The organism is Sphingopyxis sp., from assembly GCF_965279725.1.
Lineage (GTDB): Bacteria > Pseudomonadota > Alphaproteobacteria > Sphingomonadales > Sphingomonadaceae > Sphingopyxis.
The window spans coordinates 1,216,089-1,242,382 of record NZ_CBDIIL010000003.1; the positions used below are offsets into that span (position 1 = coordinate 1,216,089).

General features: G+C 63.9%; 28 protein-coding genes. 20 read left to right on the top strand and 8 right to left on the bottom strand.

Annotated features, from left to right (window positions below):
• The first annotated feature begins 112 nt into the window (after positions 1-112).
• From ACQY6T_RS14805 to ACQY6T_RS14820, 4 genes are all read left to right on the top strand, one after another.
• On the top strand, positions 113-1,294 hold the full coding sequence (locus ACQY6T_RS14805) for an acyl-CoA dehydrogenase family protein (protein WP_428631936.1): 1,182 nt from the start codon (positions 113-115) through the stop codon (positions 1,292-1,294).
• Between the two features lie 138 nt (positions 1,295-1,432).
• Entirely contained in the window at positions 1,433-2,551 is a 1,119-nt protein-coding gene (locus ACQY6T_RS14810) for an acyl-CoA dehydrogenase family protein (protein ID WP_428631938.1), read from the top strand.
• A gap of 163 nt (positions 2,552-2,714) precedes the next feature.
• Positions 2,715-3,518, top strand: a complete 804-nt coding sequence (locus tag ACQY6T_RS14815) for an SDR family oxidoreductase (RefSeq protein ID WP_428631941.1) — start codon at positions 2,715-2,717, stop codon at positions 3,516-3,518.
• Between the two features lie 161 nt (positions 3,519-3,679).
• Positions 3,680-4,195 (top strand): hypothetical protein, encoded by a 516-nt coding sequence (locus ACQY6T_RS14820; protein ID WP_428631943.1) that lies wholly within the window; start codon positions 3,680-3,682, stop codon positions 4,193-4,195.
• A gap of 111 nt (positions 4,196-4,306) precedes the next feature.
• Here ACQY6T_RS14820 and ppc read toward each other — a convergent pair whose 3' ends face one another.
• Entirely contained in the window at positions 4,307-6,985 is a 2,679-nt protein-coding gene (ppc, locus tag ACQY6T_RS14825) for a phosphoenolpyruvate carboxylase (RefSeq protein ID WP_428631945.1), read from the bottom strand.
• Positions 6,986-7,209: 224 nt separating this feature from the next.
• Between ppc and ACQY6T_RS14830 the strand changes: the two genes are divergently transcribed.
• Positions 7,210-8,019 (top strand): hypothetical protein, encoded by an 810-nt coding sequence (locus ACQY6T_RS14830; RefSeq protein WP_428631946.1) that lies wholly within the window; start codon positions 7,210-7,212, stop codon positions 8,017-8,019.
• A 55-nt stretch (positions 8,020-8,074) separates the two neighbouring features.
• Here ACQY6T_RS14830 and ACQY6T_RS14835 read toward each other — a convergent pair whose 3' ends face one another.
• Both ACQY6T_RS14835 and ACQY6T_RS14840 read right to left on the bottom strand, forming a co-directional pair.
• Positions 8,075-8,500, bottom strand: a complete 426-nt coding sequence (locus ACQY6T_RS14835) for a YbaY family lipoprotein (protein WP_428631947.1) — start codon at positions 8,498-8,500, stop codon at positions 8,075-8,077.
• A gap of 83 nt (positions 8,501-8,583) precedes the next feature.
• Entirely contained in the window at positions 8,584-9,150 is a 567-nt protein-coding gene (locus ACQY6T_RS14840) for an HNH endonuclease (RefSeq protein WP_428631949.1), read from the bottom strand.
• A gap of 170 nt (positions 9,151-9,320) precedes the next feature.
• On the opposite strand from ACQY6T_RS14840, the gene gluQRS reads away from it, so the two are divergent.
• From gluQRS to ACQY6T_RS14880, 8 genes are all read left to right on the top strand, one after another.
• Complete coding sequence (gene gluQRS / locus ACQY6T_RS14845) at positions 9,321-10,172, top strand: tRNA glutamyl-Q(34) synthetase GluQRS (RefSeq protein ID WP_428631951.1); 852 nt, start codon at positions 9,321-9,323, stop codon at positions 10,170-10,172.
• 9 nt (positions 10,173-10,181) lie between these two features.
• Entirely contained in the window at positions 10,182-10,406 is a 225-nt protein-coding gene (locus ACQY6T_RS14850) for an HIG1 domain-containing protein (protein WP_428631953.1), read from the top strand.
• Positions 10,407-10,435: 29 nt separating this feature from the next.
• The gene (locus tag ACQY6T_RS14855; RefSeq protein WP_428631955.1) at positions 10,436-11,017 is read left to right on the top strand and encodes a cob(I)yrinic acid a,c-diamide adenosyltransferase; all 582 of its coding nucleotides are present in this window, start codon (positions 10,436-10,438) and stop codon (positions 11,015-11,017) included.
• A gap of 239 nt (positions 11,018-11,256) precedes the next feature.
• Positions 11,257-12,525 carry an ergothioneine biosynthesis protein EgtB gene (egtB, locus tag ACQY6T_RS14860; protein WP_428631958.1) on the top strand — a complete coding sequence of 423 codons (1,269 nt, stop codon included), beginning with the start codon at positions 11,257-11,259 and terminating at the stop codon, positions 12,523-12,525.
• Position 12,526: 1 nt separating this feature from the next.
• Positions 12,527-13,513, top strand: coding sequence for an L-histidine N(alpha)-methyltransferase (gene egtD / locus ACQY6T_RS14865; RefSeq protein ID WP_428631959.1), 987 nt, complete (start codon positions 12,527-12,529; stop codon positions 13,511-13,513).
• Between the two features lie 48 nt (positions 13,514-13,561).
• Complete coding sequence (locus ACQY6T_RS14870) at positions 13,562-14,431, top strand: 3-hydroxyacyl-CoA dehydrogenase NAD-binding domain-containing protein (protein WP_428631961.1); 870 nt, start codon at positions 13,562-13,564, stop codon at positions 14,429-14,431.
• 38 nt (positions 14,432-14,469) lie between these two features.
• A complete protein-coding gene (locus ACQY6T_RS14875; protein WP_428631963.1) occupies positions 14,470-14,958 on the top strand; it encodes a hypothetical protein in 489 nt (162 codons plus the stop codon).
• A gap of 29 nt (positions 14,959-14,987) precedes the next feature.
• Entirely contained in the window at positions 14,988-16,130 is a 1,143-nt protein-coding gene (locus ACQY6T_RS14880; RefSeq protein WP_428631965.1) for an epoxide hydrolase family protein, read from the top strand.
• A 22-nt stretch (positions 16,131-16,152) separates the two neighbouring features.
• Here ACQY6T_RS14880 and ACQY6T_RS14885 read toward each other — a convergent pair whose 3' ends face one another.
• From ACQY6T_RS14885 to ACQY6T_RS14895, 3 genes are all read right to left on the bottom strand, one after another.
• Positions 16,153-16,473, bottom strand: coding sequence for an MliC family protein (locus tag ACQY6T_RS14885; protein WP_428631968.1), 321 nt, complete (start codon positions 16,471-16,473; stop codon positions 16,153-16,155).
• 14 nt (positions 16,474-16,487) lie between these two features.
• Complete coding sequence (locus tag ACQY6T_RS14890) at positions 16,488-17,123, bottom strand: beta/gamma crystallin-related protein (RefSeq protein WP_428631971.1); 636 nt, start codon at positions 17,121-17,123, stop codon at positions 16,488-16,490.
• Between the two features lie 108 nt (positions 17,124-17,231).
• On the bottom strand, positions 17,232-18,572 hold the full coding sequence (locus ACQY6T_RS14895) for a NupC/NupG family nucleoside CNT transporter (protein ID WP_428631974.1): 1,341 nt from the start codon (positions 18,570-18,572) through the stop codon (positions 17,232-17,234).
• Positions 18,573-18,688: 116 nt separating this feature from the next.
• Here ACQY6T_RS14895 and ACQY6T_RS14900 point away from each other — a divergent pair, with 116 nt between their 5' ends.
• From ACQY6T_RS14900 to ACQY6T_RS14925, 6 genes are read left to right on the top strand one after another with little or no spacing between them, the layout of a single operon-like run.
• Positions 18,689-19,360: a queuosine precursor transporter gene (locus ACQY6T_RS14900; protein WP_428631976.1), complete on the top strand. Its 672-nt coding sequence runs from the start codon at positions 18,689-18,691 to the stop codon at positions 19,358-19,360.
• The gene (gene argB / locus ACQY6T_RS14905; RefSeq protein ID WP_428631978.1) at positions 19,357-20,265 is read left to right on the top strand and encodes an acetylglutamate kinase; all 909 of its coding nucleotides are present in this window, start codon (positions 19,357-19,359) and stop codon (positions 20,263-20,265) included. Before ACQY6T_RS14900 ends, argB begins: the two co-directional genes overlap by 4 nt.
• A 44-nt stretch (positions 20,266-20,309) precedes the next feature.
• Entirely contained in the window at positions 20,310-20,609 is a 300-nt protein-coding gene (locus tag ACQY6T_RS14910) for a YggT family protein (RefSeq protein WP_428632678.1), read from the top strand.
• Positions 20,609-21,514, top strand: a complete 906-nt coding sequence (gene folD, locus ACQY6T_RS14915) for a bifunctional methylenetetrahydrofolate dehydrogenase/methenyltetrahydrofolate cyclohydrolase FolD (protein ID WP_428631980.1) — start codon at positions 20,609-20,611, stop codon at positions 21,512-21,514. Before ACQY6T_RS14910 ends, folD begins: the two co-directional genes overlap by 1 nt.
• On the top strand, positions 21,514-22,188 hold the full coding sequence (locus ACQY6T_RS14920) for a hypothetical protein (protein WP_428631982.1): 675 nt from the start codon (positions 21,514-21,516) through the stop codon (positions 22,186-22,188). The genes folD and ACQY6T_RS14920 overlap by 1 nt, the downstream gene beginning before the upstream one ends.
• The gene (locus ACQY6T_RS14925; RefSeq protein ID WP_428631984.1) at positions 22,185-22,814 is read left to right on the top strand and encodes a MarC family protein; all 630 of its coding nucleotides are present in this window, start codon (positions 22,185-22,187) and stop codon (positions 22,812-22,814) included. Before ACQY6T_RS14920 ends, ACQY6T_RS14925 begins: the two co-directional genes overlap by 4 nt.
• 55 nt (positions 22,815-22,869) lie before the next feature.
• Here the strand turns inward: ACQY6T_RS14925 and ACQY6T_RS14930 are convergent, their stop codons facing one another.
• On the bottom strand, positions 22,870-23,559 hold the full coding sequence (locus ACQY6T_RS14930) for an OmpA family protein (protein WP_428631985.1): 690 nt from the start codon (positions 23,557-23,559) through the stop codon (positions 22,870-22,872).
• A 212-nt stretch (positions 23,560-23,771) separates the two neighbouring features.
• On the opposite strand from ACQY6T_RS14930, the gene ACQY6T_RS14935 reads away from it, so the two are divergent.
• Positions 23,772-25,097, top strand: coding sequence for a hemolysin family protein (locus tag ACQY6T_RS14935; RefSeq protein WP_428631987.1), 1,326 nt, complete (start codon positions 23,772-23,774; stop codon positions 25,095-25,097).
• A gap of 232 nt (positions 25,098-25,329) precedes the next feature.
• Here ACQY6T_RS14935 and ACQY6T_RS14940 read toward each other — a convergent pair whose 3' ends face one another.
• Entirely contained in the window at positions 25,330-26,259 is a 930-nt protein-coding gene (locus tag ACQY6T_RS14940; protein ID WP_428631988.1) for an alpha/beta hydrolase, read from the bottom strand.
• Positions 26,260-26,294: the final 35 nt, after the last annotated feature.

Genomic DNA, 26,294 nt, shown 5'->3' on the forward strand with positions numbered 1-26,294 from the left:
CTGGCCTCACCGACGCTACGGCGCCGTAACGGCAGGTGCGCCCGCCCAAGTTGACGCTTGCGTAAAGCGGGCGACTGCTCCTAGATTTGGCACAGGAAGAGGAGCCTGAAACATGAGCGATCTGGACGCTTTTCGCGCCGAAGTGCGCGGCTGGCTGGAGGCGAACTGCCCCGCCGAAATGCGCGAACCCATCCGCGAGGAAGGCGATGTCTGCTGGGGCGGACGCAACTGGGTGTTCAAGAATGACGCCCAAAAGCAGTGGCTCGAAGTCTGCGCCGCAAAGGGTTACACCGTCCCCGACTGGCCCAAAGCCTATGGCGGCGCTGGGCTGACTCCTGAGCAGACCAAGATCTTCAAACAGGAAATGAAGCGCATCCACGCGCGTTCGCCGCTCGACAGCTTCGGCATCTGGATGCTCGGCCCCGCGCTGCTGCAATTCGGCACCGAGGAACAGAAGGTCGAATATCTGAACCCGATCGCGCGCGGCGAAATCCGCTGGTGCCAGGGCTATTCGGAACCCGGCTCGGGCAGCGACCTCGTTTCGCTCCAGACCTTCGGCGAGGACAAGGGCGATCATTGGGTCGTCAATGGATCGAAGATCTGGACGAGCTATGCTGACCAGGCCGACTGGATCTTCTGCCTCGTCCGCACCGACAAGGCGAATAAATATCAGGGCATCACCTTCATGCTCTTCGACATGGCGAGCAAGGGGGTTACGACCAAGCCGATCCTCCTGATTTCGGGCAACTCGCCCTTCTGCGAAACTTTCTTCGACGATGTCGAAGTGCCGAAGACGCAGTTCATCGGCGAAGTGAACCGCGGCTGGGACGTCGCCAAATATCTGCTCGGCCACGAACGCGAGATGATCTCGGGCGGCGGCGCGGGCGGCGACATGGTCAGCATCGGCGGCGCCTTTGCCAAGGCATTCGGCAAGAATGCCGCGGGCGAACTCGACGATCCGATCCTGCGCGCCGAAATGGCGGCGTTCGACGTCGATGTCTTTGCCTATCGCGCGATGGGCGAGCGGTTCATGGATATGTGGAAGACCGGCCGCGCGCATCCGGCCAGCTCGAACATGATGAAATATGTCGGCACCGAACTCAACAAGCGCCGCCACGAACTCGTCATGTCGGGCGGTGGCAGCGAAGCGCTCGAATGGGACAGCGAAGAGACCAAGGGCGGCGCCCGTGCGCGCGGCTGGCTGCGCACCAAGGCCAATTCGATCGAAGGCGGGACAAGCGAAGTCATGCTCAACGTCATCGCCAAGCGTATCCTCGATCTGCCGGGGGCGTAGTCCTTCTCCCCTCCCGCTTGCGGGAGGGGCAGCGAGGCTTGCGAACTTGTTCGCTAGCCGCAGCGGGGTGGGCAGACGCAACGTCGCTGGCCCACCCCTAACCCCTCCCGCAAGCGGGAGGGGAACTGGAGAAATAAAATGCCGCTTTATCACAATGACGACCAGGCGATGCTCAAGGACAGCGTCGCGCCCTTCGTCGCCGAACAGGCGCCGGTCTCGCACCTGCGCAAACTGCGCGATACCGCCGACGCGACCGGCTTCTCGCGCGATCTCTGGTCGCAATTCACCGACATGGGCCTGCCCGGCATGCTCGTTCCCGAGTCGCATGGCGGGCTCGGCATGGGGCATATGGAGGCGGGCATCGTGCTCGAGGAAATCGGCCGCAACCTGACCCCGTCGCCCTTCCTGTCGACCAGCGTCGGCGCGGTCGCCGCGCTGGCCAAGGCGGGCGGCACGCAGGCGGGTCGCTGGCTCCCCGCGATCGCGTCGGGCCAGGCAATCATTGCACTCGCGATCGACGAGGGCGCCAAGCATCGTCCCGACCGCATCGCGACCACCGCGACGCGCGCCGGCAACGGCTTCCGCCTTGACGGCAAGAAAAGCTTTGTCCTCCACGGCCATGTCGCCGACATGAGCATCGTTGCGGCGAAGACCGACGGCGGCATCACCCTGTTCGCGGTGCCGAAGGATGCCAAGGGCGTCACCGCCGACCCGCGCCGCCTCGTCGACTCGTCGCTCGCGAGCCATGTCACGCTCGACGGCGTCGAGGTCGACGCCGACGCGGTGATCGGCGAAGTCGATGCCGGCGGCGACATCCTCGACGCGCTGCTCGCCGCCACCCGCACCGGTGCCGCCGCCGAAATGGTCGGCGTCGGGCAGGGCGCGATGGACATGACCGTCACTTATCTCAAGGAACGCAAACAGTTCGGCAAGCTGATCGGCGAATTCCAGGGCCTCCAGCACCGCGCCGCGCATCTCTATGGCGAAATGGAGGTCGCGCGCGCGACGGTGATGAAGGCGCAGCAACTGCTCGATGAGGGCAGCGAGGGCGCCAAGCTGATGGTCTCGGTCGCCAAAGCAAAGGCCGGACGCGCTGCCAATCTTGCGGTGCGTGAGGGCGTCCAGATGCACGGCGGCATCGGTATGACCGACGAATATGACATCGGCCTCTACATGAAACGCGACCGCGCGCTGGCGGAATATATGGGTGATGTACATTACCACATCGACCAGGTCGCGCGGATGAACGGCTACTGATTTCTGATTACGCCCTCCCCTTCAGGGGAGGGCAGCGAGACTTGGTCCGGCGTTAGCCGGGCCTTTGGTCGAGCGGGGTAGGGGCCATCGGCCTTGCGCAACGCCGGCAGCCCCCACCCCAACCCCTCCCCTGAAGGGGAGGGGCTTTAAAGGAGCTCATATTATGAACCTTCAAGACATGTTCGGCCTCGACGGCCGCATCGCGCTCGTCACCGGCGGCTCGCGCGGGATCGGCAAGATGATTGTCGAGGGCTATCTCGCCGCAGGCTGCGCACGCGTGTACATTTCGGCGCGCAAGACCGCGCAGATCGAGGAAGCCATCGCCGATTTCGACACCCGCTACCCCGGCAAGGTCATCGGCCTGCCGGTCGATCTCGCTACCGTCGAGGGCTGCCGCGCGCTGGCGAAAGAACTCGAAGCCCGCGAGAAACGCCTCGACATCCTCGTCAACAACGCCGGCGCCGCATGGGGCGAACCGTTCGAGGGTTTCCCCGAAGCGGGCTGGGACAAGGTGATGGACATCAACGTCAAATCGCCCTTCTTCCTCACCCAGGCGCTTCACGGATTGCTCAAGGCGGGCGGTTCGCACGAACGCCCGGCCAAGGTGATCAACATCGGTTCGATCGACGGCCAGCGGCTCAATCCTTGGGAAACCTATAGCTATCACGCTTCGAAAGCCGCGATCCTCTACCTCACCAAGCGCCTCGCGGCGCGGCTGGTCACCGACCATATCCTCGTCACCGCGATCGCGCCGGGCGCCTTCCAGTCCGACATGAACAAGGCGGCGCGCGATCACGGCGACGCGGTGGCGCAAAGCATCCCGGTCAAGCGCATCGGCGTGCCCGAGGACATGGCGGGCGCCGCGATCTTCCTTGCGTCGAAAGCGGGCGACTATGTCGTCGGCGACACGATCACCGTCGATGGCGGGCTGGTCCACGGCGATTTGCGGACTAGCATCGACGCATAGCAAGACCTTCGCGCTGCTTCGTCACCCCGGGCTTGATCCGGGGTCCATGACTGCGCGGGCGGGATGGATGCCGGATCAGGTCCGGCATGACGAGGGAGACGAGCGTTGACTCGCCAATTCTCAAGGTGTATTATATAACTAATGCACCAAGGAGAATCCCCATGCGCCTCGCGTTCCTGATCCCCCCGATGTTGCTCCTCGTCGCCTGCGGGCAGAATGAGAAAGCCAAGGACGCCACCGAAGTCTCGATCAACGCCGGCGACGAGCATGGCGGGGTCCAGATCAAGACCGGCAAGGACGGCGGCAATATCAAGATCGGCGGCGACGGCGCGTCGATTGACATCGATATTCCGGATTTCGTTGACATGGATATCGAGAGCGATTTCGATATCGACGGCGTGAAGCTTTATCCGGGCAGCAAGGTCACCAAGGTCGATGTCGATGCGAACGACAAGAGCGGCGCTGACAAAGCGACGGTTAAGCTCGGCTTCACCTCGCCCGCCGCGCCGACGAAGGCCGCCGACTGGATGGCCGGCGAATTTGCCAAGAAGGGCGTCAAGGTCACCCGCACCGGCGACACGCTCGCGGGCAAGGACAAGGACGGCGCCGATTTCCGCATCAACTTCGCCCCCGACGGCGCGAACGCCAAGGGCGAGGTCGTGATCGTCAAGAGCTGACGGCCAGCCGAACACCCACCTCCGTTTGTGTCGAGCGAAGTCGAGACACGCTTGCTCGGCGTTCACGTGTCTCGACTTCGCTCGACACAAACGGAGGTGGGTAGCTATTCGCTACCCGCTATTCCGCAATGCCGTCGCGATCGCATTGATCGTCAGCTGAATCCCCTCTGCAATGCGCGGGTCGGTCTCCCCGGCGCGATGCCGCTTCATCAGCTCGATCTGCAGCAGGTTGAGCGGCTCGATATACGGCAGCCGCAACCGGATCGACGCCTCCAGCGCCGGGTTCTTGTCCAGCAAGCGTGTCTGTCCGGTGATGTCGAGCAGCCCGTCATGCGCGCGGTGCCATCCATCGCGGATGCGGCCAAAGATCGCCTCATGCCCGTCGATGTTCGCCGCCAGCTCGGCATAGCGCGCCGCGATCCCCATGTCGGATTTCGCCAGCACCATCTCCATATTGCCGAGCAGCGCCGCAAAAAACGGCCAGCCCGCCGCCATGTCGGCGAGCAGCGCCTTGTCGCCGAACGCCGCAAAACCCTCGCCGGTGCCGTACCAGCCCGGCAGCATCGCACGCGCCTGCGCCCAGCTGAACACCCACGGGATCGCGCGCAGATCCTCGATCGCGCTGCTCTTGGTCCGGCTCGAAGGGCGCGACCCGATCTTGAGCGTCGCGATCTCGGCGATCGGGGTCATCGCGCGAAAGAAATCCTTGAACGTCGGGGTGTCGTACACCAGCCCGCGATACGCCGCGAAGGCGCTGTCCGACACCGCATCCATCGCCGCGGTAAAACGCGCCGCATCCTTGTCACTCAGCGCCTCGGGCTCCAGGCTCGCGAGCAGGCTCGCCGACACCATCGCCTCCAGATTCGTCGCTGCGCTCGCCGCGGTGCCATATTTCGCCGCGATCACCTCGCCCTGTTCGGTGATGCGGATGCGCCCCTGCACTGTGCCCGCAGGCTGGGCGCGGATCGCGGCAAAGGCGCTGCCGCCGCCGCGCCCGACTGCGCCACCGCGGCCGTGGAACAATTGCATTGCGGTATCGGCCTCGTCGAACACCGGGGTCAGCGCTTGCGACGCCTGATGCAACCCCCAGGTCGAGGTCAGATAGCCGCCGTCCTTGTTCGAATCCGAATAGCCGATCATCACTTCCTGATGGCCGCGCTGGCCGATCTGCGGCCCGATTTCGGGCATCGCGAAGTAACGCGCCATGATCGCGGGCGCCTTGTCGAGATCGGCGATCGTCTCGAACAAAGGAACGACCATCAGGTTCGATTGGCCCGCCGCCTCGCCGCTCCGCCACAATCCGGCCTCGCGGGCGAGGACATGAACTTCGAGCAGGTCGGACAAGGTCTGCGCCATGCTGATGATCCACTGACAGATCGCGTCCGGTCCCAGCCTCGCGCGCACATCGGCGGCGGCGTGGACGATCGCGAGCTCGCCCGCCGTCTCGTCGCTCCACTGGTGCCACGGCGCCGCGAGCGGCCGGTCGCTTTGCAATTCGGCGGTGAGCAGTGCGACGCGCGCCTCTTCGTCCAGCGCCAGATAGTCCGGGCACACGCCCGACACGCTGAGCAATTCGGCGAGCACCCGCTCGTGCACCGCGCTATTCTGCCGCATGTCGAGCGTCGCGAGGTGGAATCCGAACACCTCGACCGCGCGGATCAGCCGCCCGAGCGCGCCGATGCCGCCAAACTGCCCTTGGCTGTTCGAAGACAGCCCGTTGGCGATGGTGACAAGGTCACGGCGGAAATCAGCGGGGGTGGCATAGGGCGCGCCGCGCAGCGCCGAAGGGCGCGGCGGCGCCTTGCCAACGATCTGTGCATAAGTGGCACACAGCCGCGCATAGATGCCCGACAGCGCGCGGCGATAGGGCTCGTCGCGGCGGCTCGGCGCGCCATCGCCGCTCGCCTCGGCCAACGCTTCGACCGCGTCGGGCACCGCGGCAAGGCTCGCCGACACCGACAGTTCGGCGCCCAGCCCATGGACCGCGTCGATATAATGGCCCAGCACCGCCGCGGCATTGCGCCCCGTCGCCATGACCATCGTCTCGGCGGTGACGAACGGATTGCCGTCGCGGTCGCCGCCGATCCAGCTGCCGACGCGCAGAAAGCTTGCGGGCCGCTGCCCCAGCTCGGCTTCCCAGCGCGCATAAAGCTTGGGCACCACGGGCAGGAAGACGTCGCGGAGATAGGTCAGCGCATTGTCGATCTCGTCGGCGACGAACAATTTCTCCATGCGCAGCGGGCGCGTTTGCCACAACAGGACGATCTGCCGCCGGATCGCCTCCTCGACGACATCACCCTCGGCCGTCTCTTCGGCGCCGCTGTCGCGCAGCAGCATGAGCTCGGCGATGCGGTTCTTGTGGTCGAGCATCGACTTGCGCCGCACCTCGGTCGGATGCGCGGTCAGCACCGGCGCGACGAGCGACGCGCTCAGCAGCGCCGCGATCGCATCGCCATCGATCCCGTCGGCCTTCAGCTGCGCGATCGCCGCCGCGATGGTCGCCTCGGGCTCCGCCGCCACCCCCTGCCGGTCCTCGGCCAGATTGGCGAGCATCGAAAACAGCATGAACCCGCGCACGAACGCGACCGTGTCATCCAGGCTCAGCGCATCGAGTCCCGGATCGATCGCCTCGGCCCCCGCGATGCCGCGGTGCCGGTCGACACTCGACGATCGGATATATTCGGTCTGGCGAAACAATTTGTCGCCGCCATAGGCGCGAATGACGTCGCCCAATATCCGCCCCAGATAGCGGATGTCGGGATTTTGCGAGATCTGGATTGGAGGCCCCATAGCGCGATTGCTGCACCTGCGAAGGCGCAGCGTCAAGCGACAGCGCGCGCGCATAGCTATGCGCCACATTTTGCTATGGGATGCTGCCGAACCGAGCGCAAACGGGAGAGCGACTGGCGGACATACACAAACGCCGCGACGGCACACCGGTTCATCCCCGTCGTTGTTTCGATAATTAAAGGCGGTTAGCCCTTCACGCTGGTTGTGCGAATGGGAGAAATGCAATGCTCGCACTGATGCTGATGCTGTCACAGGCCTCGTCTCCGGCTTCGATCCCCCCGTCGGAGGAGCAGATTGTTTCACCGGCCGATCAACAGCTGCTTCAGCAGTCCGCTTCTATCGGCACAATCCTCTATGCCCTCGACAAAGCGGCGCGCGTGAGTACCGACGCCCTGCTTGAAAAAATGGATCGAGCGCAGCTCGCCGGACCGGGTGGCTATGTCATTGAGCGCGCGTCCGGTTCGGCGCTGCGGGCCACATATTTTCGCGGCGTGGGCAAAGACGCGCGCGCGTTCTTCGTGGCCGAAGTTGAAGGCGAGGAATTGTTACGTTCCGAACTCCTTCCGGCACCGGTGCCGCTGACCGCGCGCCAGGCGGAGCTGGCGGCGGCCCGGGAGGCTGCCGCGAAGATCGCCGTCGCCGAGGGCTATAAACCTTGCTCGGCGGCGCCGTTCAACACCGTCGTGGTGCCGTCCTCCGATGGCCCAATCGGGGTGTATCTCCTCACCGCGCAAACGACAGCAGCAAGCTATCCCATCGGCGGACATTTTCGCGTCGTTGTCGGGCCGGATGGGGAAAAGTGGTCAAGCCGTCCGTTTAGCGCGAGCTGCCTCAATCTTGACCTGCCCAAATTGCCGACGGGAAGCGAGCCGGTTGCGTTGGTGACCAGCAATCGCCTCGACCCGGTGCCAACCGAAATATTTGTGTTCGCGTCCCATTCGCTGGGTTTGCCACTTTATGTTGCCACGAACGATCAACGGCTTTGGCAGGTCGATGGTCGCAAAATCGAACTGCGACCGGACAAAATCAACTGACGCCCGCGCACATGCCGCGGTTCGCTCGCCGTCGTGGCGGAGCTTGCGTTGCTTATCAGTTGGTCTTGACCAGCATCAGCATACCCATGTCGATCTCCGACCCGCCATCGAACGTCACGCTGTTGCGCGTATCGGTGATGAACATCAGTTTCCCGGCGTCGTCGGTGATCCGCGCCGACACCGCATAGCTGTGCCTCGGGTCGATCGCGCGACGATCAAAGCGCATCAGGAAAGCGATCGGAACCTGCTGCCCGTCGGCGCCGAATGCCTGCCGCGCGATATTGCGCGCGGGCGCGTCGGCCAGGCTGACATCGTCGAGTCGGACTTCGATCTGCGCGCTCGGCGGCAGCGCGATGCGCTCGCGATAGGCGATTTTGCCGGAGACGGTCGTCCACTGGTTCTCGGCCTCGCCGGTTGAGGCGCAGGCGGACAGCGCGAGAGTCGAAAACCCGAGGGCAAAAGCGGCGGCGAGACGAAGCATCGGTCTTCTCCTTACCAAGCTATGTACCCCTGCCTTCGCAGGGACATGCGAAATATGGGCATAGCTGAAACCGGCACGGTTTTCTAACCCTCCAGTTCGACATCCCAATACAGCCAGTCGATCCAGCTCGTGTGCAAATATCCCGGCGGGAACGCCCGGCCATTATCCTGCAATTGCCAGCTGGTCGGGCGCCACGGCTGGCGATAGATCGGCATCCGCGCCTGTTGCGGGGTGCGGCCGCCCTTTTTCAGGTTGCACGGCGCGCAGGCGGTGGTGACATTTTCCCAGCTCGTCCTGCCGCCCAGCCGGCGCGGCACGACATGGTCAAAGGTCAGGTCTTTGCCCGACCCGCAATATTGGCATTCGAACCGGTCGCGCAGGAACAGGTTGAAGCGGGTGAAGGCGGGGTGCTGCGACGGTTTCACATATTGGCGCAGCGCGATGACGCTGGGGATCGGCATCGTCCGCGTCGGCGAATGAATCTCGCGTTCGTAATTTTCGATGATGGTGACGCGGTCGAGGAAAACCGCCTTGACCGCGGTTTGCCATGGCCACAGGCTCAAGGGATAGTAACTGAGCGGCGTGTAGTCGGCATTCAGGACAAGCGCAGGACAATTATCGGGATGCCGGGCGAGATCGGGATGGAACATGGCTTTAGGACGCTGCCCCCATATTTGTGCAGGTTGGCGCGCCACTGCCTTCCCCAAGTGACATGCGTATTACATGGCGCATCAGAATCTGACGTCAAGGGGGCATCTGCCGCAAGATATGGAAGCATTCGGGTGACCTCGGCACAGTATATGGAATCTTTACCAGCTTGATGCTGACCCGCTTCGCGCCCAGCCCGACCGGTGACCTCCACCTTGGCCACGCCTATAGCGCGGTGCTCGCGCACAGCGCGGCGCGCGCGGCGGGCGGCCAATTTCTGATCCGCATCGACGACATCGACGGCAGCCGATCGCGCGAAGCCTATGTCGGCGCGTCGCTTGCCGACCTCGCCTGGCTCGGCCTCGCGTGGGAAGGTGATCCGGTGCGCCAGTCGGCGCGGCTCGGCGATTATGCCGCCGCTCTCGATACACTCCGCGCCCGCGACCTCGTCTATCCCTGCTTCTGCACCCGCGCCGATATTGCGGCGAGCCTGAGCGCCCCGCACGGACCGTCGGGGGCAGTCTATCCCGGCACCTGCCGCGACCTCACTCCTGCCGAACGCGAGCGGCGGATCGCCGCCGAGCCGCATTGCTGGCGCCTCGATACCGCCCAAGCTCTGGCGGTTGTCGGTGATCTTGGGTGGGCAGAACAGGGGCAGGGGATGCGCCCTGCGGACCCGCTGGCGCATGGCGACATTGTGCTGGCGCGCAAGGATGCGCCCGCCAGCTATCATCTCGCGAGCACCCTCGACGATGCAAATATGGGGGTGACGCACGTCATTCGCGGCGCCGACCTGATCGCTTCGACCGATGTCCACCGGCTGCTTCAGGCACTGCTTGATCTGCCGACCCCCGTTTATCGCCACCACCCGCTTGTCTGCGGCCCCGATGGTCAGCGGCTGGCGAAGCGCGACGCGGCGGCTTCGCTGGCGTCGTTGCGCGCAAGCGGGGTCGCTGGCGAAACGCTGGCGATCAATTTGCGCGCCGGGCGGCTTCCCACTGGATATTCGCTGCAAATGCCCTAAATTGGCGCCATGAACATTTTGCTGATCATCGGCGTCGTCGTGGCGGCCGGCTTCGTCCTGTTCTCGCTCGCGCGGGGGCTTTTCTATTTTTCGCAAGGCCACCAAGCCGTGATCGACGGAAAAGCCGAAGAAAATCAGATCCTGCAAAACAAGATGATGATGTCGCGCGTCAAATGGCAGGCGATCACCATCATCCTGATCGTGCTGATCGGCCTGCTCGCCGCCGGGCAATAAGGCCGCCGCTCCCTCACCGGTCAGGCACCATGGTCAAACTGAACAAAATCTACACCCGCACCGGCGACGACGGCACCACCGGCCTCGTCGACGGATCGCGCGTCGCCAAATCGTCACCGCTGATGGCAGCCATCGGCGATGTCGACGAAGCGAACAGCGCGATCGGCATGGCGGTCGCCGCGCTCGATCCCGCCAGCGCCGCCGCTGCGATGCTGGTGCGAATCCAGAACGAGATGTTCGACCTCGGCGCCGACTTGGCCACCCCCGCCGACATCCAGTTCGGGTTCGGCCCGCACGACATGGCGCTGCGCATCGTTCCCAGCCAGATTGCGCGGTTGGAGGACGAGATCGACCGAATGAACGATGATCTCGATGCGCTCAAAAGCTTCATCCTGCCCGGCGGCACCGACGCCGCGGCGCGGCTGCATCTGGCCCGCGCCGTGACCCGCCGCGCCGAACGGGCGGCGGTCGCGGCCGGGAGCGAGCGCGACCTCAATCCGATCGCGCTGACCTATCTCAACCGCCTGTCCGACCATCTGTTCGTGCTCACCCGTCATCTGAACGCTGCCGCGGGCGGCGACATCCTGTGGAAACCCGGCGCGACGCGCTAGTTTGATAATCCTCCCTGTCGCGAAGCGATGGGGAGGTGGCAGCGCGAAGCGCTGACGGAGGGGCGATAGCGCGACGTCGCTGCCCCTCCACCATCGCCTGCGGCGACGGTCCCCCTCCCCATGCTTACGGCACAGGGAGGATCGAAATCGTTCCCCAAATGTTCTAGACATTTCATCGCGGCGTAACCATATTCGATCTTCATGCGAAACCGAATCGCACTTCGGGGGATTGTCTCATCATGGCCAGCCAAACCGACGCTCCGCCGACGACCGAAATACAGGGAACGCTAGCTCGCCGCTTCGCCGCGACCCGGCGGCTGTCGCTCGACCTCGTCGCCACACTTTCCGACGCCGATGCCAGCGCGCAATCTATGCCCGATGCCTCGCCCGCCAAATGGCATCTCGCGCACACGACCTGGTTTCTGGAAACCTTCATCCTGCGCGATCATGTCGCGGATTATCGGCTCCACGACGCGCGTTACCCCTATTTGTTCAACAGCTATTATGATGCCGAGGGGCCGCGTCACGCGCGGCCGCAGCGCGGCCTGCTGACGCGTCCGTCGCTCGACGAAATCTGCATCTGGCGCGCCCATGTCGATACCGCAGTGCAGACCGCGCTGCCCGACCTGCCGCCCGCGGCGCAAGCGCTGATCGAACTCGGCATCGAGCACGAACAACAGCATCAGGAATTGTTGCTCACCGACATCAAGCATCTGTTCGCGCAGAACCCGATCGGCCCGGCGGCGTGGGAGAAAACGGGAATCGCGTGTGAAGTTGCGCCGTTTTCCGCGATGAAATGGATTGCGGGCGCTGTGGGCGTGGTCGCGGTCGGACGGGACGGCGACGGCTTCGCGTTCGATTGCGAAGGCCCGCGCCACGATGCGCTGCTCGCCCCGCATGCGCTGGCCAGCCGGCCGGTCAGCAATGGCGAATGGCAGCAATTCATCGCCGACGGCGGTTATCACACGCCGTCGCTGTGGCTCAGCGACGGCTGGGCGTGGGTGCAAGGCGAAAGCATCGACGCACCGGCCTATTGGGACGGCGACCGTCAGTTCACCCTGTCGGGCTGGCAAGCGATCGACCCCGCCGCGCCGGTCACCCATATCAGTTTCTTCGAGGCCGACGCCTTCGCCAGCTGGGCTGGCGCGCGCCTGCCGACCGAGTTCGAATGGGAAGCTGCCGCGGCTACGCTCGATCCGGCCGCGGGCCAGCAACTCGACGCCGCAGGGCCGGTGCAGCCTGCTGCGTCCGCCGATGACACCGGCTTGCAACAGATGTTCGGCAGTGTGTGGGAATGGACCGGCAGCGCCTATCGCCCCTATCCCGGCTTTCGCGCCGCGCCGGGCGCGGTCGGCGAATATAATGGCAAGTTCATGAGTGGCCAGTTCGTGCTGCGCGGCGGCAGCTGCGCGACCCCGCGCGGTCATCTGCGCGCCTCTTACCGCAATTTCTTTTACCCCCACCAGCGCTGGCAATTCACTGGCGTGCGTTTAGCCAAGGATCTCTGAAATGGGCGTTGTTCGCAATCTACGGCAGGTCGACGCCGATGCAGCGGGGGTCGATGTCGCGTTTCGTGCCGACGTTCACGCCGGGCTTGGCCAGACACCCAAGGCCATTCCGGCGCGCTGGTTCTATGACGCGACCGGATCGGCGCTGTTCGAAGATATCACCGCGCTTCCCGAATATTATCCGACGCGCAGCGAAACCGATCTGCTCACCCGCCATGCGCCCGATCTGGCCGCGGCGATCGGTACGGGACGCGCGGTCGTCGAGCTCGGTTCGGGCAGTTCAACCAAGACCCCGCTGCTGCTCGATGCGATCGCGCCTGCCGCTTACGTTCCGGTCGATATTTCCGGCGATTTCCTGCGCGAGAGCGCGGATGCCTTGGCTGCGCGGTTTCCGGGCCTGCCGATCTATCCGGTCGAGGCCGATTTCACGCAGCGCGTCGCTCTGCCGCGCGAGATTTGTCCGTTGCCAAAGCTTGGCTTCTTCCCGGGCAGCACGATCGGCAACATGGTCGCGCGGACCGCGATCGACTTGCTTCGCAACTGGCGCGAGACGCTGGGCGAGGAATCGCTGATGCTCATCGGCATCGATCGCGTCAAGGATGTGGGCGTTCTCGAACTGGCCTATGACGACCCGGCAGGGATTACGGCGGCGTTCAACCTCAACGTCCTTGAGCGGATCAATCGCGAGCTCGATGGCGACATTGCGGTCGCCAATTTCTCGCACCGCGCGATCTGGAACGATGTCCATGCGCGGATCGAAATGCATTTGGTTGCCGCCTGCGCGATGGACTTCACCGTGGACGGTCATCGCTATCATATGGCGAAGGGCGAAACGATCCACAGCGAGAACAGCCATAAATACGGGCCGCGCGACGCGAATCTGTTGCTCCGTGCGGGTGGCTGGACCCCGGTTGCGACGTGGGACGACACCGATCCGGCCTTTGCGCTGATCCTGGCTGAAGCGACCGCCTTCCGTTCGGCCCCTTGACGCAAGACGCCGAGGGCTTAGGCAGCGGCGCAGCAGCGAAAGGGACGAATGATGATCGTGGGGGTAATTGGCGCGGGGCAAATGGGGGCGGGCATCGCTCAGGTTTCGGCCGGGGCGGGACACGACGTCCTGTTGTCCGACATCGATCTCGCCCGCGCCGAAACGGGCAAGGCCGGCATCGCCAAAGCGCTTGCCCGCCTCGTCGGCAAAGAGAAGATGAGCCAGAGCGACGCCGACGCGCTGCTCGCCCGCATCACCCCAGTCGCGGACCACAGCGCCTTTGCGCCCGCCGATCTTGTCATCGAGGCCGCGACCGAGCGCGAAGAAATCAAGCGCGCGATCTTCGCGAGCGTCGGCCCGCATCTCTCCGCCACCGCCATCCTTGCCAGCAACACCAGCTCGATCCCGATCACGCGGCTGGCGCAGGCATCGCCCGACCCGGCGCGCTTCATCGGGGTGCATTTTTTCAACCCAGTGCCGGTGATGGGCCTGATCGAACTGATCCGTGGCCTCGCCACCAGCGATGCGACGCTGAAAACGGTCGAGGCATTCGGCCGCGGTCTCGGTAAGGAAATCGTCCATGCCAACGACGCGCCGGGCTTTATCGTCAACCGCGTCTTGATGCCGCTGATCAACGAAGCGGTGTTCGCGCTCGGCGAAGGGGTCGCGACGATGCAAGACATCGACGCCGGCTGTCGTTTGGGCCTCAACCATCCGATGGGGCCGATCACGCTGGCCGACTTCATCGGCCTCGACACCTGCCTCGAAATCATCCGCGTCCTGCACAGCGGCACCGGCGATCCCAAATTTCGCCCGGCCCCGTTGCTCGTCCAATATGTCGAGGCGGGCTGGGTCGGCAAAAAGGCGGGCCGCGGCTTTTATGACTGGACGGGAGCCGAACCGGTTCCGACGCGTTAGCAGCTTATGCGGTCAGGGGGCCGCCAAGGAGGCGTGATATGCACAGGAAAATTCTCGCAGGATTGTCAGTCGCCGCGCTGGTCGTCGCGGCACCATCGTCGGCGCAGTCCGGGTCGCCGGAAGATTCGACCATCAAGGACACCGCCAACAAGGTGACCGAACCTTTTGATGGCAAGGAAGCACCCGCCAAGCTGGTCGCGATTCAGGGCGACCCCTATTCTTTGGCGGGCATGCGCAAATGCGCCGCGATCCAGCAGGAAATCGTCGAACTCGACGATGTGCTCGGTCCCGACGTCAATGAAACCGAAGAACAAAGCACGGCGAAAAAGCGCGAGCGGACCGCAGGCCGCGTGGCGGGCAGCGTGGCCGGCTCGATCATTCCCTTTCGCAGTCTGATCGGCGAAATCACCGGCGCCAACGCCGAACGTCGCCGTTATGCCGAGGCGGTCTATGCCGGCACGGTCCGTCGCGGCTTCCTCAAAGGTATCGGGCTGGAACGCGGTTGCAAGGCACCCGCACGGCCTTGAAATACTGACGGCGAGGGGAGGGGTTTTCCATGAACGTCGACAATATCCGCAGCTTCACCATCGATATGCCGCAAGCGGCGCTCGACGATCTGAAAGACCGACTGGCCCGCACGCGCTGGCCCGAGAAGGAAACGGTCGACGACTGGGATCAGGGTATCCCGCTCGCCTATGCGCAGGAACTGTCGGCCTATTGGCGCGACAGCTATGATTGGCGCGGCGTCGAAGCGCGACTGAATGCGCTGCCCAATTATCTGGCGACAATCGACGGCCTCGACATTCATTTCCTCCATATCCGCTCGAACAATCCGGCGGCCCGCCCACTGGTCCTTACGCATGGCTGGCCAGGGTCGGTGCTTGAGTTCCTTGATGTGATCGAACCACTGTCGGGGGACTATCATCTGATGATCCCGTCACTGCCCGGCTATGGTTTTTCCGGCAAACCGGTCGAGGCGAAATGGAGCGTCGAACATATTGCCGCGGCGTGGGACGCGCTGATGCAGGCGCTGGGCTATGACCGCTATTTCGCGCAGGGCGGCGATTGGGGCAGCGCGGTGACCTGCGCGATCGGGATGAACCACGCCGATCATTGCGCCGGCATCCACGTCAACATGGTGGTCGGTGCACCGCCGCCCGACCTGATGAACGATCTTAGCGATGCCGAGAAACTCTATCTGGCGCGCTTCGGCTGGTATCAGGCGAAGGACAGCGGCTATTCGACCCAGCACGCCACCCGGCCGCAGACGATCGGTTATGCGCTGACCGATTCGCCGGTTGGGCAGATGGCGTGGATCGCGGAAAAATTCCACGGCTGGACTGATTGCGGGCATCAGTCCGGCGGCCAGTCGATCGGCGGCCACCCCGAACAGGCGCTGTCGAAAGACGCGATGCTCGACACTATCAGCCTGTATTGGCTGACTGCCAGCGCCGCCTCGTCGGCGCGATTATACTGGCACAGCTTCCGGAATTTTTCGGCGGGCGAAATTCTGGTGCCGACCGGGTGCAGCCTGTTTCCGAACGAAATCATGCGCCTGTCGCGGCGCTGGGCTGACCGGCGCTACAAGAATATCGTGCACTGGAACGAGCTACCGCGCGGCGGGCATTTTGCGGCGTGGGAGCAACCCGAACTGTTCGTCGATGAAGTCGGCGCGGCGCTGGGCAAGATGACGCTTTAGCAAGCCGGCGGCCCGCCAAAGTTTACATCGGCGTATAAACAACCCGGCAGTTTTCGGGGGCCGAGCGCAGCGCGGTGTTCCAGATCACATCATTGCCTTGCCGGTGTAACCGTGCGCCGCTCTTGTTCTCGTAAATCTGCCCTTCGTTCGCCGGGGTCGATTTGAGCACCATTGTCCGGCCGCCGTTGACGCGGACGATCGCACCATCGCCGACATAATCGACTTTGAGCCGGGTGCCGCGATTGCATTCATAGCTGGTGCCAGTGTTGCGGGGGACCGAAGAACAGCCTGCGACGGCCAACAGGGACGCGGCGACGGCGAAAATTGCGATCGACTTTGTCATGGAACCTATCCCCTTCAATATCCCGACCGGACGCACAGCACGTCGGCGAGATAGACGCGGCCGTTGACGGTTTCCTGATGTTCACGCGCCGACCCGTTCCAGCCGATCGACCGGCACCAGGTGTCGGCGGTCTGCGCCGCGCAAGTGGCGGTCGCCGATCCGCGGGCGCAGGATAGCACGCGATAGTTGCGTTCGGCCGGCTGGGTATGGAATTCCGCGAAATTTCCGCGCGCGACCTGATCATTGGCGGGTGGTTGCCCGCCGCCCCCGCCGCCCCCGCCGCCCCCGCCGCTTCCGACCGGGCGGATCGACTGGATGGTAATCCCGCGCAGCACGTTGTTCAGCATCGGAGTGTCGCGATCGACCGTCCGGCAGTTGCCGCGATAGCGGGTCTTTTCGCATAATTCCCAGCGCCCGCTCGGAACGCGGATCGAGTTGACGGGCCACGCGAGGCCGAGGTTCGGCTTTTCCTCGTCAATGAACACCGCGGGGCCGCGATAGGCGGCGTCGCGATAGATCGTCGCTTCGGGCGGACGATCGGGACGGTATCGCTCGGTTTCGGCGGTCTGGGCATGCGAAGTGGCGAGAAACCCCGCCCCCATCGACGCCGCAACTGCGGCAAGGATCGACCAACGATAAGCGGTTTTCATGACACCCTCCTGTTGCGACGCGGCCCGGGGATTCGTGATGTCCGCGAAGTTTATTCCATTCAGCAGCGGCTGGCAAATACTTGCAATCAGCCGCGCCGTGACCGCAGATCAGGGCGCTTTGGCGGGTGATGGGTCGGCGGGCGTCGCCGCAGCGGGCGCTGTGGCCGGGGCGGCGACGGTTTCGGAAATCGGCGGCGCCAGCGGCGGCGCGATTCCCAACATCAGGCCGGCGAGCGCCGCCGACATCAGGTTCGACAGGCTGCCCGCGAGCAGCGCCTTCAGCCCCAGCTTGGCGATCATGGGCCGCTGGTTCGGGGCGAGGCCGCCGGTCACCGCCATCTGGATCGCGATCGAGCTGAAATTGGCGAAACCGCACAGCGCAAAGGTGGCGATGGCGACCGCCGCCATCGACATATCGCCCTGCGCCCGGCCCAGATCGATGAAGGCGACGAATTCGTTGAGCACGACCTTGCTGCCGAACAGCCCGCCGACGACCGCGCTTTCATCCCACGGCACCCCCATCAGCCACATCACCGGGCGGAAAATGGTGCCGATGATCGCCTGGAACGTCAGCCCGTCGACCCCGAACCAGCCGCCGATCCCGGCGAGCAGCCCGTTGGCGAGCGCGACAAGCGCGACGAACGCCATCACCATCGCGCCGACCGCGACCGCCAGCTTGACGCCGGTCTGCGCGCCCTGCGCCGCCGCCATGATGATATTGGCGGGCTTTTCCTCGTCATGGCTCGCCTCGGGCATCACGACGGGTTCGATGCCGATATCCTTGGGATCGTCGGGCATCATGATCTTGGCCATCAGAATCCCCCCGGGCGCCGACATAAAGCTGGCGGCGAGCAGATAGGGAAGCAAGTGCGGGCCGATCATTCCGGCATAAGCGCCGAGGATCGTGCCGGCGACCCCCGCCATGCCGACGGTCATGATCGTGAACAGCTGCGGCGGGGTGAGACCGGCGAGATAGGGTCGGATGACGAGCGGCGATTCGGACTGGCCGACAAAGATGTTCGCCGCGGCGCCCAGGCTTTCGACCTTGGTGATGCCGGTGACCTTCTGGATCGCGCCGCCGACCCATTTGATGATCAGCTGCATGATCCCGAGGTAATAGAGCACCGAGATCAGCGAGGCGAAAAAGATGATCACGGGCAGCGCCCCGATCGCGAACACCGCTTTGCCATAAGGCGCCTGGGTCAGCACTTCGCCGAACAGGAATTTCGTGCCCTCGTCGGCATAGCCGAGCAGGTTCGTCACGCCGTTCGACATCGTCTGGATCACCGCGCGGCCCCACGGGGTGCCGATCACCAGGATCGCGAAACCGGCCTGGAGCAGGAAAGCGGGGACGACGATCCGCAGGCGGATCCAGCGGCGGTTCGACGAAAACAGCACGGCAATCGCAAGCAGTGCGATAATGCCGACGAAACCAATCAGGCGTTCCATATTCTTATGCGTCCCCCGCAAGTTTATTACGCCTTGTCTAGCGGGCTTTGGCGGGGGGGCAAGTGCTGGTGCTGCACCCATCTTTCCAGCGCGGCTAAAACCGACTATCGCGCGGCATGACCGACACCACATCGACCGCGCTACCGCGCGCGCTCTCGCCCTCGCTTTTCCTTTTCACCATCATCTATGGCGGCATGGTCGTGCTCGCCGGGGTGCTGGGGAACAAGCAGGTCGCCCTCTTTGGCGGGCTGGCCGTGGAGGCTGGAATTTTCCCGTTCCTGATCCTTGTCGCGCTGTCGAGCACCGTGTCGGAACTGCAGGGTCAGTCGATCGCGAACCGGCTGGTGCTGTGGGGTTTCGTGCCGCTGGTCCTCTCGATCATGCTGACATCTTTGGTCTATTTCTTGCCGGCCGCGCCAGAAATGGACCCAGCCCGGTTGGCATCGTTTGAAATGATACTGGGCCAGACGCCGCGCCTGATGGCGGCGGGAATCGTTGCTTATGGGACGTCGCAATTCCTGAACGTCACCATTTTCAGCAAATTGCGCGGGCGCGCAGGCGCGGGCACGAGCTGGCTCGCGATCCGCGGCGCGATCGCCAGTGCGCTCAGCCAGATCGTCGATACCCTGCTGTTCGTCACCATCGCCTTTTACGGCGTCTTTCCGATCGCCAATCTGATGGGCGGCCAGATGCTGGCCAAGGTCGCGCTGTCGGTGCTCGTCATTCCCTTCGTCATCGCCGGGTTGGTCGCCTTTGGCCGCAGCCTTGATGCGAAGAACGGCGGATGATGGCGATGACCGATCCTTCGAAAATGCCCGATCTGCTCGCCAAGGCCGAAACGCTGGTCGAGGCGCTGCCCTATTTGCAGCGCTATGCCGGCGAAACTTTCGTGATCAAATATGGCGGCCATGCGATGGGCGATGCCGAGGCGCAGCGCGATTTCGCCGAGGACATCGTGCTGCTGAAGGCCGTCGGCATCAACCCGGTCGTCGTTCACGGCGGCGGGCCGCAGATCGGCGCGATGCTGAAGAAACTCGGCATCCAATCGTCTTTTGTCGGCGGGCTGCGGGTCACCGATGCCGCAACTGCCGAGGTTGCGGAAATGGTGCTGGCGGGCAAGATCAACAAGGAAATCGTCGGCTGGCTGGCGGCGCTCGGCGGCCGCGCGGTCGGTATTTCGGGCAAGGACGCCAATCTGGTGCTCGCCGAAAAGGTCCGCCGGACCGAGCCCGACCCGAATTCGGGGATCGAGCGGCATGTTGATCTGGGCTTTGTCGGCGAGCCGGTGGCGGTTGATCCGACGATCCTGATCAACCTGACCAAGGATAATTTCATCCCGATCGTCGCGCCCGTCGCGCTCGGGGCCGATGGTGCGACCTATAATATCAACGCCGACACAATGGCAGGCGCGATCGCGGGAGCGCTCGGCGCAAAACGCTTTTTCCTGCTCACCGACGTCGCCGGGGTGCTCGACAAATCGGGGGCATTGCTGACCGACCTTGACCGCCCCGCGATCGAGACGCTGAAAGATGATGGAACGATCACCGGCGGCATGATCCCCAAGGTCGAAACCTGCGTCGCTGCCGTCGATGCGGGGGTCGAGGCGGCGGTCATCCTCGACGGGCGAGTGCCGCACGCGATGCTGCTGGAAATTTTCACCGCAAGGGGTGCGGGGACGCTGATTCACCGCTAAGACGCCTGAAACACCTATTTAACGGAGAATTCGCCTTGGTCCTCATGATCCTCCAGATCGTCCATATCATCCTGACGGTCCTGTGGTGGTTCATCATCGCGCAGGCGGTGATGTCGTGGCTGATCGCCTTCAACGTCATCAACACCCACAATGATTTCGTCAATCAGCTGTGGACCGTGCTCGACCGGATTACCGAGCCGCTTTACCGCCCCTTCCGCCGCATCATGCCCGATTTCGGCGGGCTCGACCTGACCCCGATGCTGGTACTGATCATTATCATCATTCTCGACGGGCCGGTGCTCAATTATTTCGGGCGGCTCGCTTATGCGAACGGCATGGCGTGATGGCGGTTGAAACCGCCGCGCAGGTAATCGACGGCAAGGCTTTTGCCGCTGGTCTGCGCGGACGAATTGCCGACGCTGTCCCTGCATTTGTCGCCGCGACCGGCCGCGCGCCGGGACTAGCGGTGGTGCTCGTTGGCGACGATCCGGCAAGCGCCGTCTATGTCGGGTCAAAGGGCAAGGCGACGATCGCCGCTGGAATGGCGAGTTTCGAGCATCGCCTACCCGCCAGCGCATCGCAGGCCGACGTCGAGACGCTGCTTGGGCAGCTCAACGCCGACGAGACGGTCGACGGCATTCTCCTCCAATTGCCACTGCCGAACCATCTCGACGAACAGGCTGCGGTCGCGGCGATCGATCCCGGCAAGGATGTCGACGGGTTGACGCCGGTCAGCGCCGGGCGGCTCGCGCTCGGCATCCCCGGCATGGTGCCGTGCACGCCCTTTGGCTGCCTGCTGCTGCTGCAGGATCGGCTCGGTGATCTGTCAGGAAAGGATGCGGTCGTCGTCGGCCGCTCGATCCTTGTCGGCAAACCGATGGGCCAGTTGCTGCTCGGCGCCAATTGCACCGTCACCATGGCGCATAGCCGCACGAAAAACCTGCCCGATCTGGTTCGCCGCGCCGATATTGTCGTCGCCGCGGTCGGGCGCGCCGAAATGGTGAAGGGCGACTGGATCAAGCCCGGCGCGGTCGTCATCGATGTCGGGATCAACCGGCTGGCACCAGCCGACGGCGAAGCCAAGGGCCGACTGGTCGGCGACGTCGATTTTGCGGGCATCGCGGCGGTCGCCGACGCGATCACCCCGGTTCCCGGCGGGGTCGGGCCGATGACGATCGCCTGCCTGCTCCGCAACACCCTCGTCGCCGCGCACCGCCGTGCCGGCCTTGCCGATCCGAAAGGGTTCTGATGCGCCGCCTGTTCATCGCTTCGCTCGCGCTTTCCTTGCTCGCCGGTTGTGTCGGCGATCCCAACGACGTCCGCAACCGCCCGCTGGGGCCGAACCCCAGCGCCTTTATCGCCGCCGAAATCGGTTTTGCGCGGCTAGCGCAGGAAAAGGGGCAATGGACCGCGTTTCGCGAAACGGCGCACCCCGATGCCGTGATGTTCGCGCCGCAGCGGGTGAAGGCGCGCGACTGGCTGAAGACGCAACAGGATCCTGCCGAAGCGGTCAAATGGCAACCGCACGCCGTTTATGTCAGCTGCGACGGCAATGTCGGCGTGACCACCGGCGAATGGCAAAAGGGGCCGGCGAATGGCTTTTTCAGCACCGTCTGGATGCGCGATCCGCGCAGCGGAAAGATCAACTGGATCCTCGACCATGGCGACGCACTGACCAGCCCGCGCGAAGCTCCCGAATTCATCGCATCGAAACAGGCGGTGTGCGGATCGCGCCCCGCCGTCGCGATTGAAGCCGGCGCCGAAGGGGACGACATGTCGGTCGGCCTGTCTCCCGACCAGACATTGAGCTGGACGTCGACGGTGCGCACCGACCAGTCGCGCCGCGTGACGATCCGCCTGTGGGACGGCACGGCGATGGCGACAGTGATCGACGATCAGGTCGCGGCGCCGAAACAGCCATGATCGACCTGTTCATCTCGGCGTTCGTGACGCTATTCGTGGTCATCGATCCGCCGGGCTGCGCGCCGATCTATGCCAGCCTGACCACCGGGGCGAGTGCCGCCCAGCGTCGGTCGATGGCCATCCGCGCGACTGTGATCGCCGGGCTAATCCTCGTCTTTTTCGCCATGTTCGGCGAAGCCTTGCTCAGCTTCCTGCACATCGACCTCGACAGTTTCCGCATCGCGGGCGGCATCATGCTGTTCATTATCGCGATCGACATGGTGTTCGAAAAACGGACCGAACGCCGCGAGCAGCGTGCCGAAAAGGTCATGGCGACACCTGAAATCGACGATGTGTCGGTGTTTCCGATGGCGATGCCGATGCTCGCGGGACCGGGATCGATCGCGTCGGTGATGCTGCTGGTGTCGCAGAATAACGGGCTCGACCGCGCCTTTGTCATCTTTGGCGCCTTGCTGCTGGTGCTGCTGCTGACGCTGGCCGCGCTGCTTGCGGCCGGACCGCTGATGCGGGTGATCGGCAACAAGGGCGAAGCGGTGATTACCCGCCTGCTCGGGGTGCTGCTCGCCGCGCTCGCTGCGCAATTCGTGATCGACGGGCTGAAGGCCAGCTTCCCCAGCCTCGCATAAAAAGGGCGCCGCCCGCAGGCGACGCCCTTTATCATTCCGCGGGAATGGAACGAGTTTACCGTGCGGCGTTCACATCGGCCTGGGTGACCGGCGCGATGCGGATTTCCACGCGGCGGTTGCACTGATAATCGGCCTCGCCGCGTTCGGGTGAGCATTTCAGCTGCGATTCGCCAAAGCCCTGCGTCGCCATGCGCGCGCGCTGAATGCCGCGGCCGCCCAGATAATCGGCGACCGATGCGGCGCGGCGTTCGGACAGCCCCTGATTATAGCTGTCGCTGCCGGTCGAATCGGTGTGGCCATACACATCGATATAGGTGCTGGGATATTCGGCCAGCGTCGACGCGACATTGTCCAGAGCGCTGCGGAACTGCGATTTCACAAGAGCGCTGTTGTAATCGAAGGTCACGTCGCCGGGCATGTTGAGCACCAGCTGGTCGCCTTGGCGCTCGACGTCGATCCCGGTGCCCGCGGTCCGTTCGCGCAGCTTCTTTTCCTGCTCGTCCATGTAATAGCCGACGCCCGCGCCGGCGACGGCACCGATACCAGCGCCGACGATTTCTTCGGTCCGGCTGTTCTTGCCGCCAATCAGATCGCCGAGCAGATAACCGCCGAGCGCGCCGCCGATGCCGCCGATCGCGGCGTTGGAAATGCGCTTTTTGCCGGTGTCCGGGTCGGTCACACAGCCGGTCAGCGCCATGGCACCGATACTGGCGAGCGCGGTTAGTTTGATGATCTTGATGTTCATTGTTCGCTCCCTTTTTTGCGGCCGCATAGGTCCTGCGCGCACCGCCATTCCTGCCGATAACATATGGCTGGCGATCTAGTTCCCGAATCCTGCTGAATGGTCCCTGAGGCGGGCGTTCAGGCGCCATTGTGCAATGCCGCAACTTTGTCCTATAAGCACCCTATGACCGACGCTGACAGGGGCCGGGCGCCGAAGCGCCAGATTGCCGCCCAATGACCCCTTTTCCCTGGTCCGACGTAGCGATCATCGCCGTCCTCATCCTGCTCAACGGCGTTTTCGCGATGTCGGAACTTGCGATCGTGTCGGCGCGCGCCCCGCGTTTGCAGGCCGCTGAAAAGCGCGGCAGTCGCGGCGCTGCCGTCGCGCGTCAGCTCGGCGCCGACCCGGGGCGTTTCCTGTCCACGGTGCAGGTCGGCATTACGCTGATCGGGATCCTCGCTGGCGCCTATTCGGGTGCCAGCCTGGGCGGCCCGGTGGGCGACCGGTTGCAGGCCCTGCTTGGCCTCGACGATGAAACTGCGCTGACCGCGGGTTTTGCTATCGTCATTGCGGTGACGACCTATTTCTCGCTGATCGTGGGCGAGCTGGTGCCCAAGCAATTTGCCCTGCGTGCGCCCGAACCGATCGCGATCTTCATGGCTTTGCCGATGCTGTGGCTGTCGAAAATCGGGGCGCCGCTGGTGTGGCTGCTCGATCGTAGCTCGGCGCTCGTCTTTCGCGCGCTGGGCCTGAATCGCGAATCCGAAGATCGCGTTACCGCAGAGGAACTGCACCTGATCGTCGCCGAAGCATCGAAATCGGGATTGATCGAAGAAAGCGAACGCGCAATTATTTCCGGCGTCGTGCGGCTGGCCGACCGTCCGGTGCGCGAGGTGATGACGCCGCGCAAGGACGTCGACTGGATCGACATCTCGCTTGATGCGCAGGGGGTGCGCGACAAGCTGGTCGAATCGCCGCACAGCCGCCTGCCCGTCGCGCGCGGGTCGGTTGACGACATCGTCGGAGTGGTCCAGGCGCGCGATATCGCTGCCGCGCTGTTCCGCGGCGAGGCGCTGGACCTGGAGACATTGACGCGCTCGGCCAAGGTCATCCACGATCAGATCGACGCCATGGACGCGCTTGAAGCGCTGCGCGTCGCCGACGTACCGATGCTGTTTGTCCATGACGAATATGGTCATTTCGAAGGGCTGGTGACCCCCGCCGACCTGCTCGCTGCGATCGCCGGCGAATTTGCGTCCGATCAGGATATCGGCAGCGAGCCGTTCGTGGTCGAGCGCGAGGACGGCAGCCTGTTGATCGCGGGATCGATGCCGGCCGACCAAATGGCCGAACGGTTGGGGATCGAGCTGGGCGAAGACCGCGATTATGCCACTGCGGCGGGTCACGCGCTCGCGATTTTGAAGCGTCTGCCTAAGGAGGGCGAGCATTTCGCCGACAAGGGCTGGCGGTTCGAGATCATCGATATGGACGGGCGCAAGATCGACAAGCTGCTGGTCACCGAGGTGCGGAAGCCGAAGGATGATGCGGACGCGGAATAGGCGTGCGGCCAAGCGTAATTCATTCCAAAGGCCACGAAGAACACACACCGCCCCTTATTATTACCCGTCCGACGCCGGCTTTGGGGTGGTTTCTCGTCCGGCCGGTTTTGATGATGGAGGGAGCGATAGCTGCCGTTCCCGGCACGTTAAGCTTTCCCGAACTGACGATGAAATGCGGAAGCGCCGACCCCCTGAATTGAACCACTAGACTTGGGTCATGGTAGCGACTGCGTCACAGCACCTTTATGTCTTGCAGCCATTGCTTGACCTGCCCCGGCCATTCCGTCGTGATCGGATCGGCCGTGGGCCGGATGCCGAAGGCATGGCCGCCCCTCGCGTAGAGCCGCATATCGACTGGCACGCCTGCATCATTCAGCGCCAGCGCATAAGCCATCGGCTGCCGGATATTATCGACGGGATCGTTCATGGCATGAATGATAAGCGTCGGCGGTGCCTTCGCGCTGATCGTCACCCAAGGTGCTAGTTCGAGGTTGTTCTTCCCCTTGCTGGTATCCAACAGGCGCGCCGTATAAGCGATGATCGCGAAGTCGGGCCGCGGGGATTCTCGATCAGCCGCGTCAGTAAGGGGATATGTGCGCGCTTCCGTATTGCTCATATTTGCCACAAGATACGCGCCAGCAGAAAACCCGATCACCCCGATCTTGTGCGGATCAATGCCGTAGGTGGAAGCCCGATGCCGCAGCAACCCCATTGCGCGCTGGGCATCTTCCAAACCCAATAGCACCTTCGGCCGCTGCTGCCACCCATTCTCCTTCGGCCACACTTGCGGCGTCCGGTATTTCAGCATGGCGCAAGTCATACCCTGTTGGATCACCCAATCGCAGATTTCAGTGCCTTCCAAATCCGTTGCTACGGCATGAAACCCGCCTCCCGGCAGGACCAGCATCGTCGCACCGGTATTGTGTCCAATGGGGGCGTAGATGGTCATGGTCGGTCGCGTTACATAACTTGCCCAGTGCCATTTGCGCCCACCGACGAGAGGCGAGCCATTGCCGGTTGCCTCGGGACGATCGCCGGTGTCAGGTTTTGCGAGAGCGATGTTCGTAGCCCAGAGCGGAACCTGCGTTCCGCCAGCTGTCGGTTGCCATACACCCTCCTCTTCTACTTCCGGAACGTCGACCCTGGCGAGCGAACTCTCCATCTCATTTGCCTGAGACCAGGCTACTCCAGCGCCGC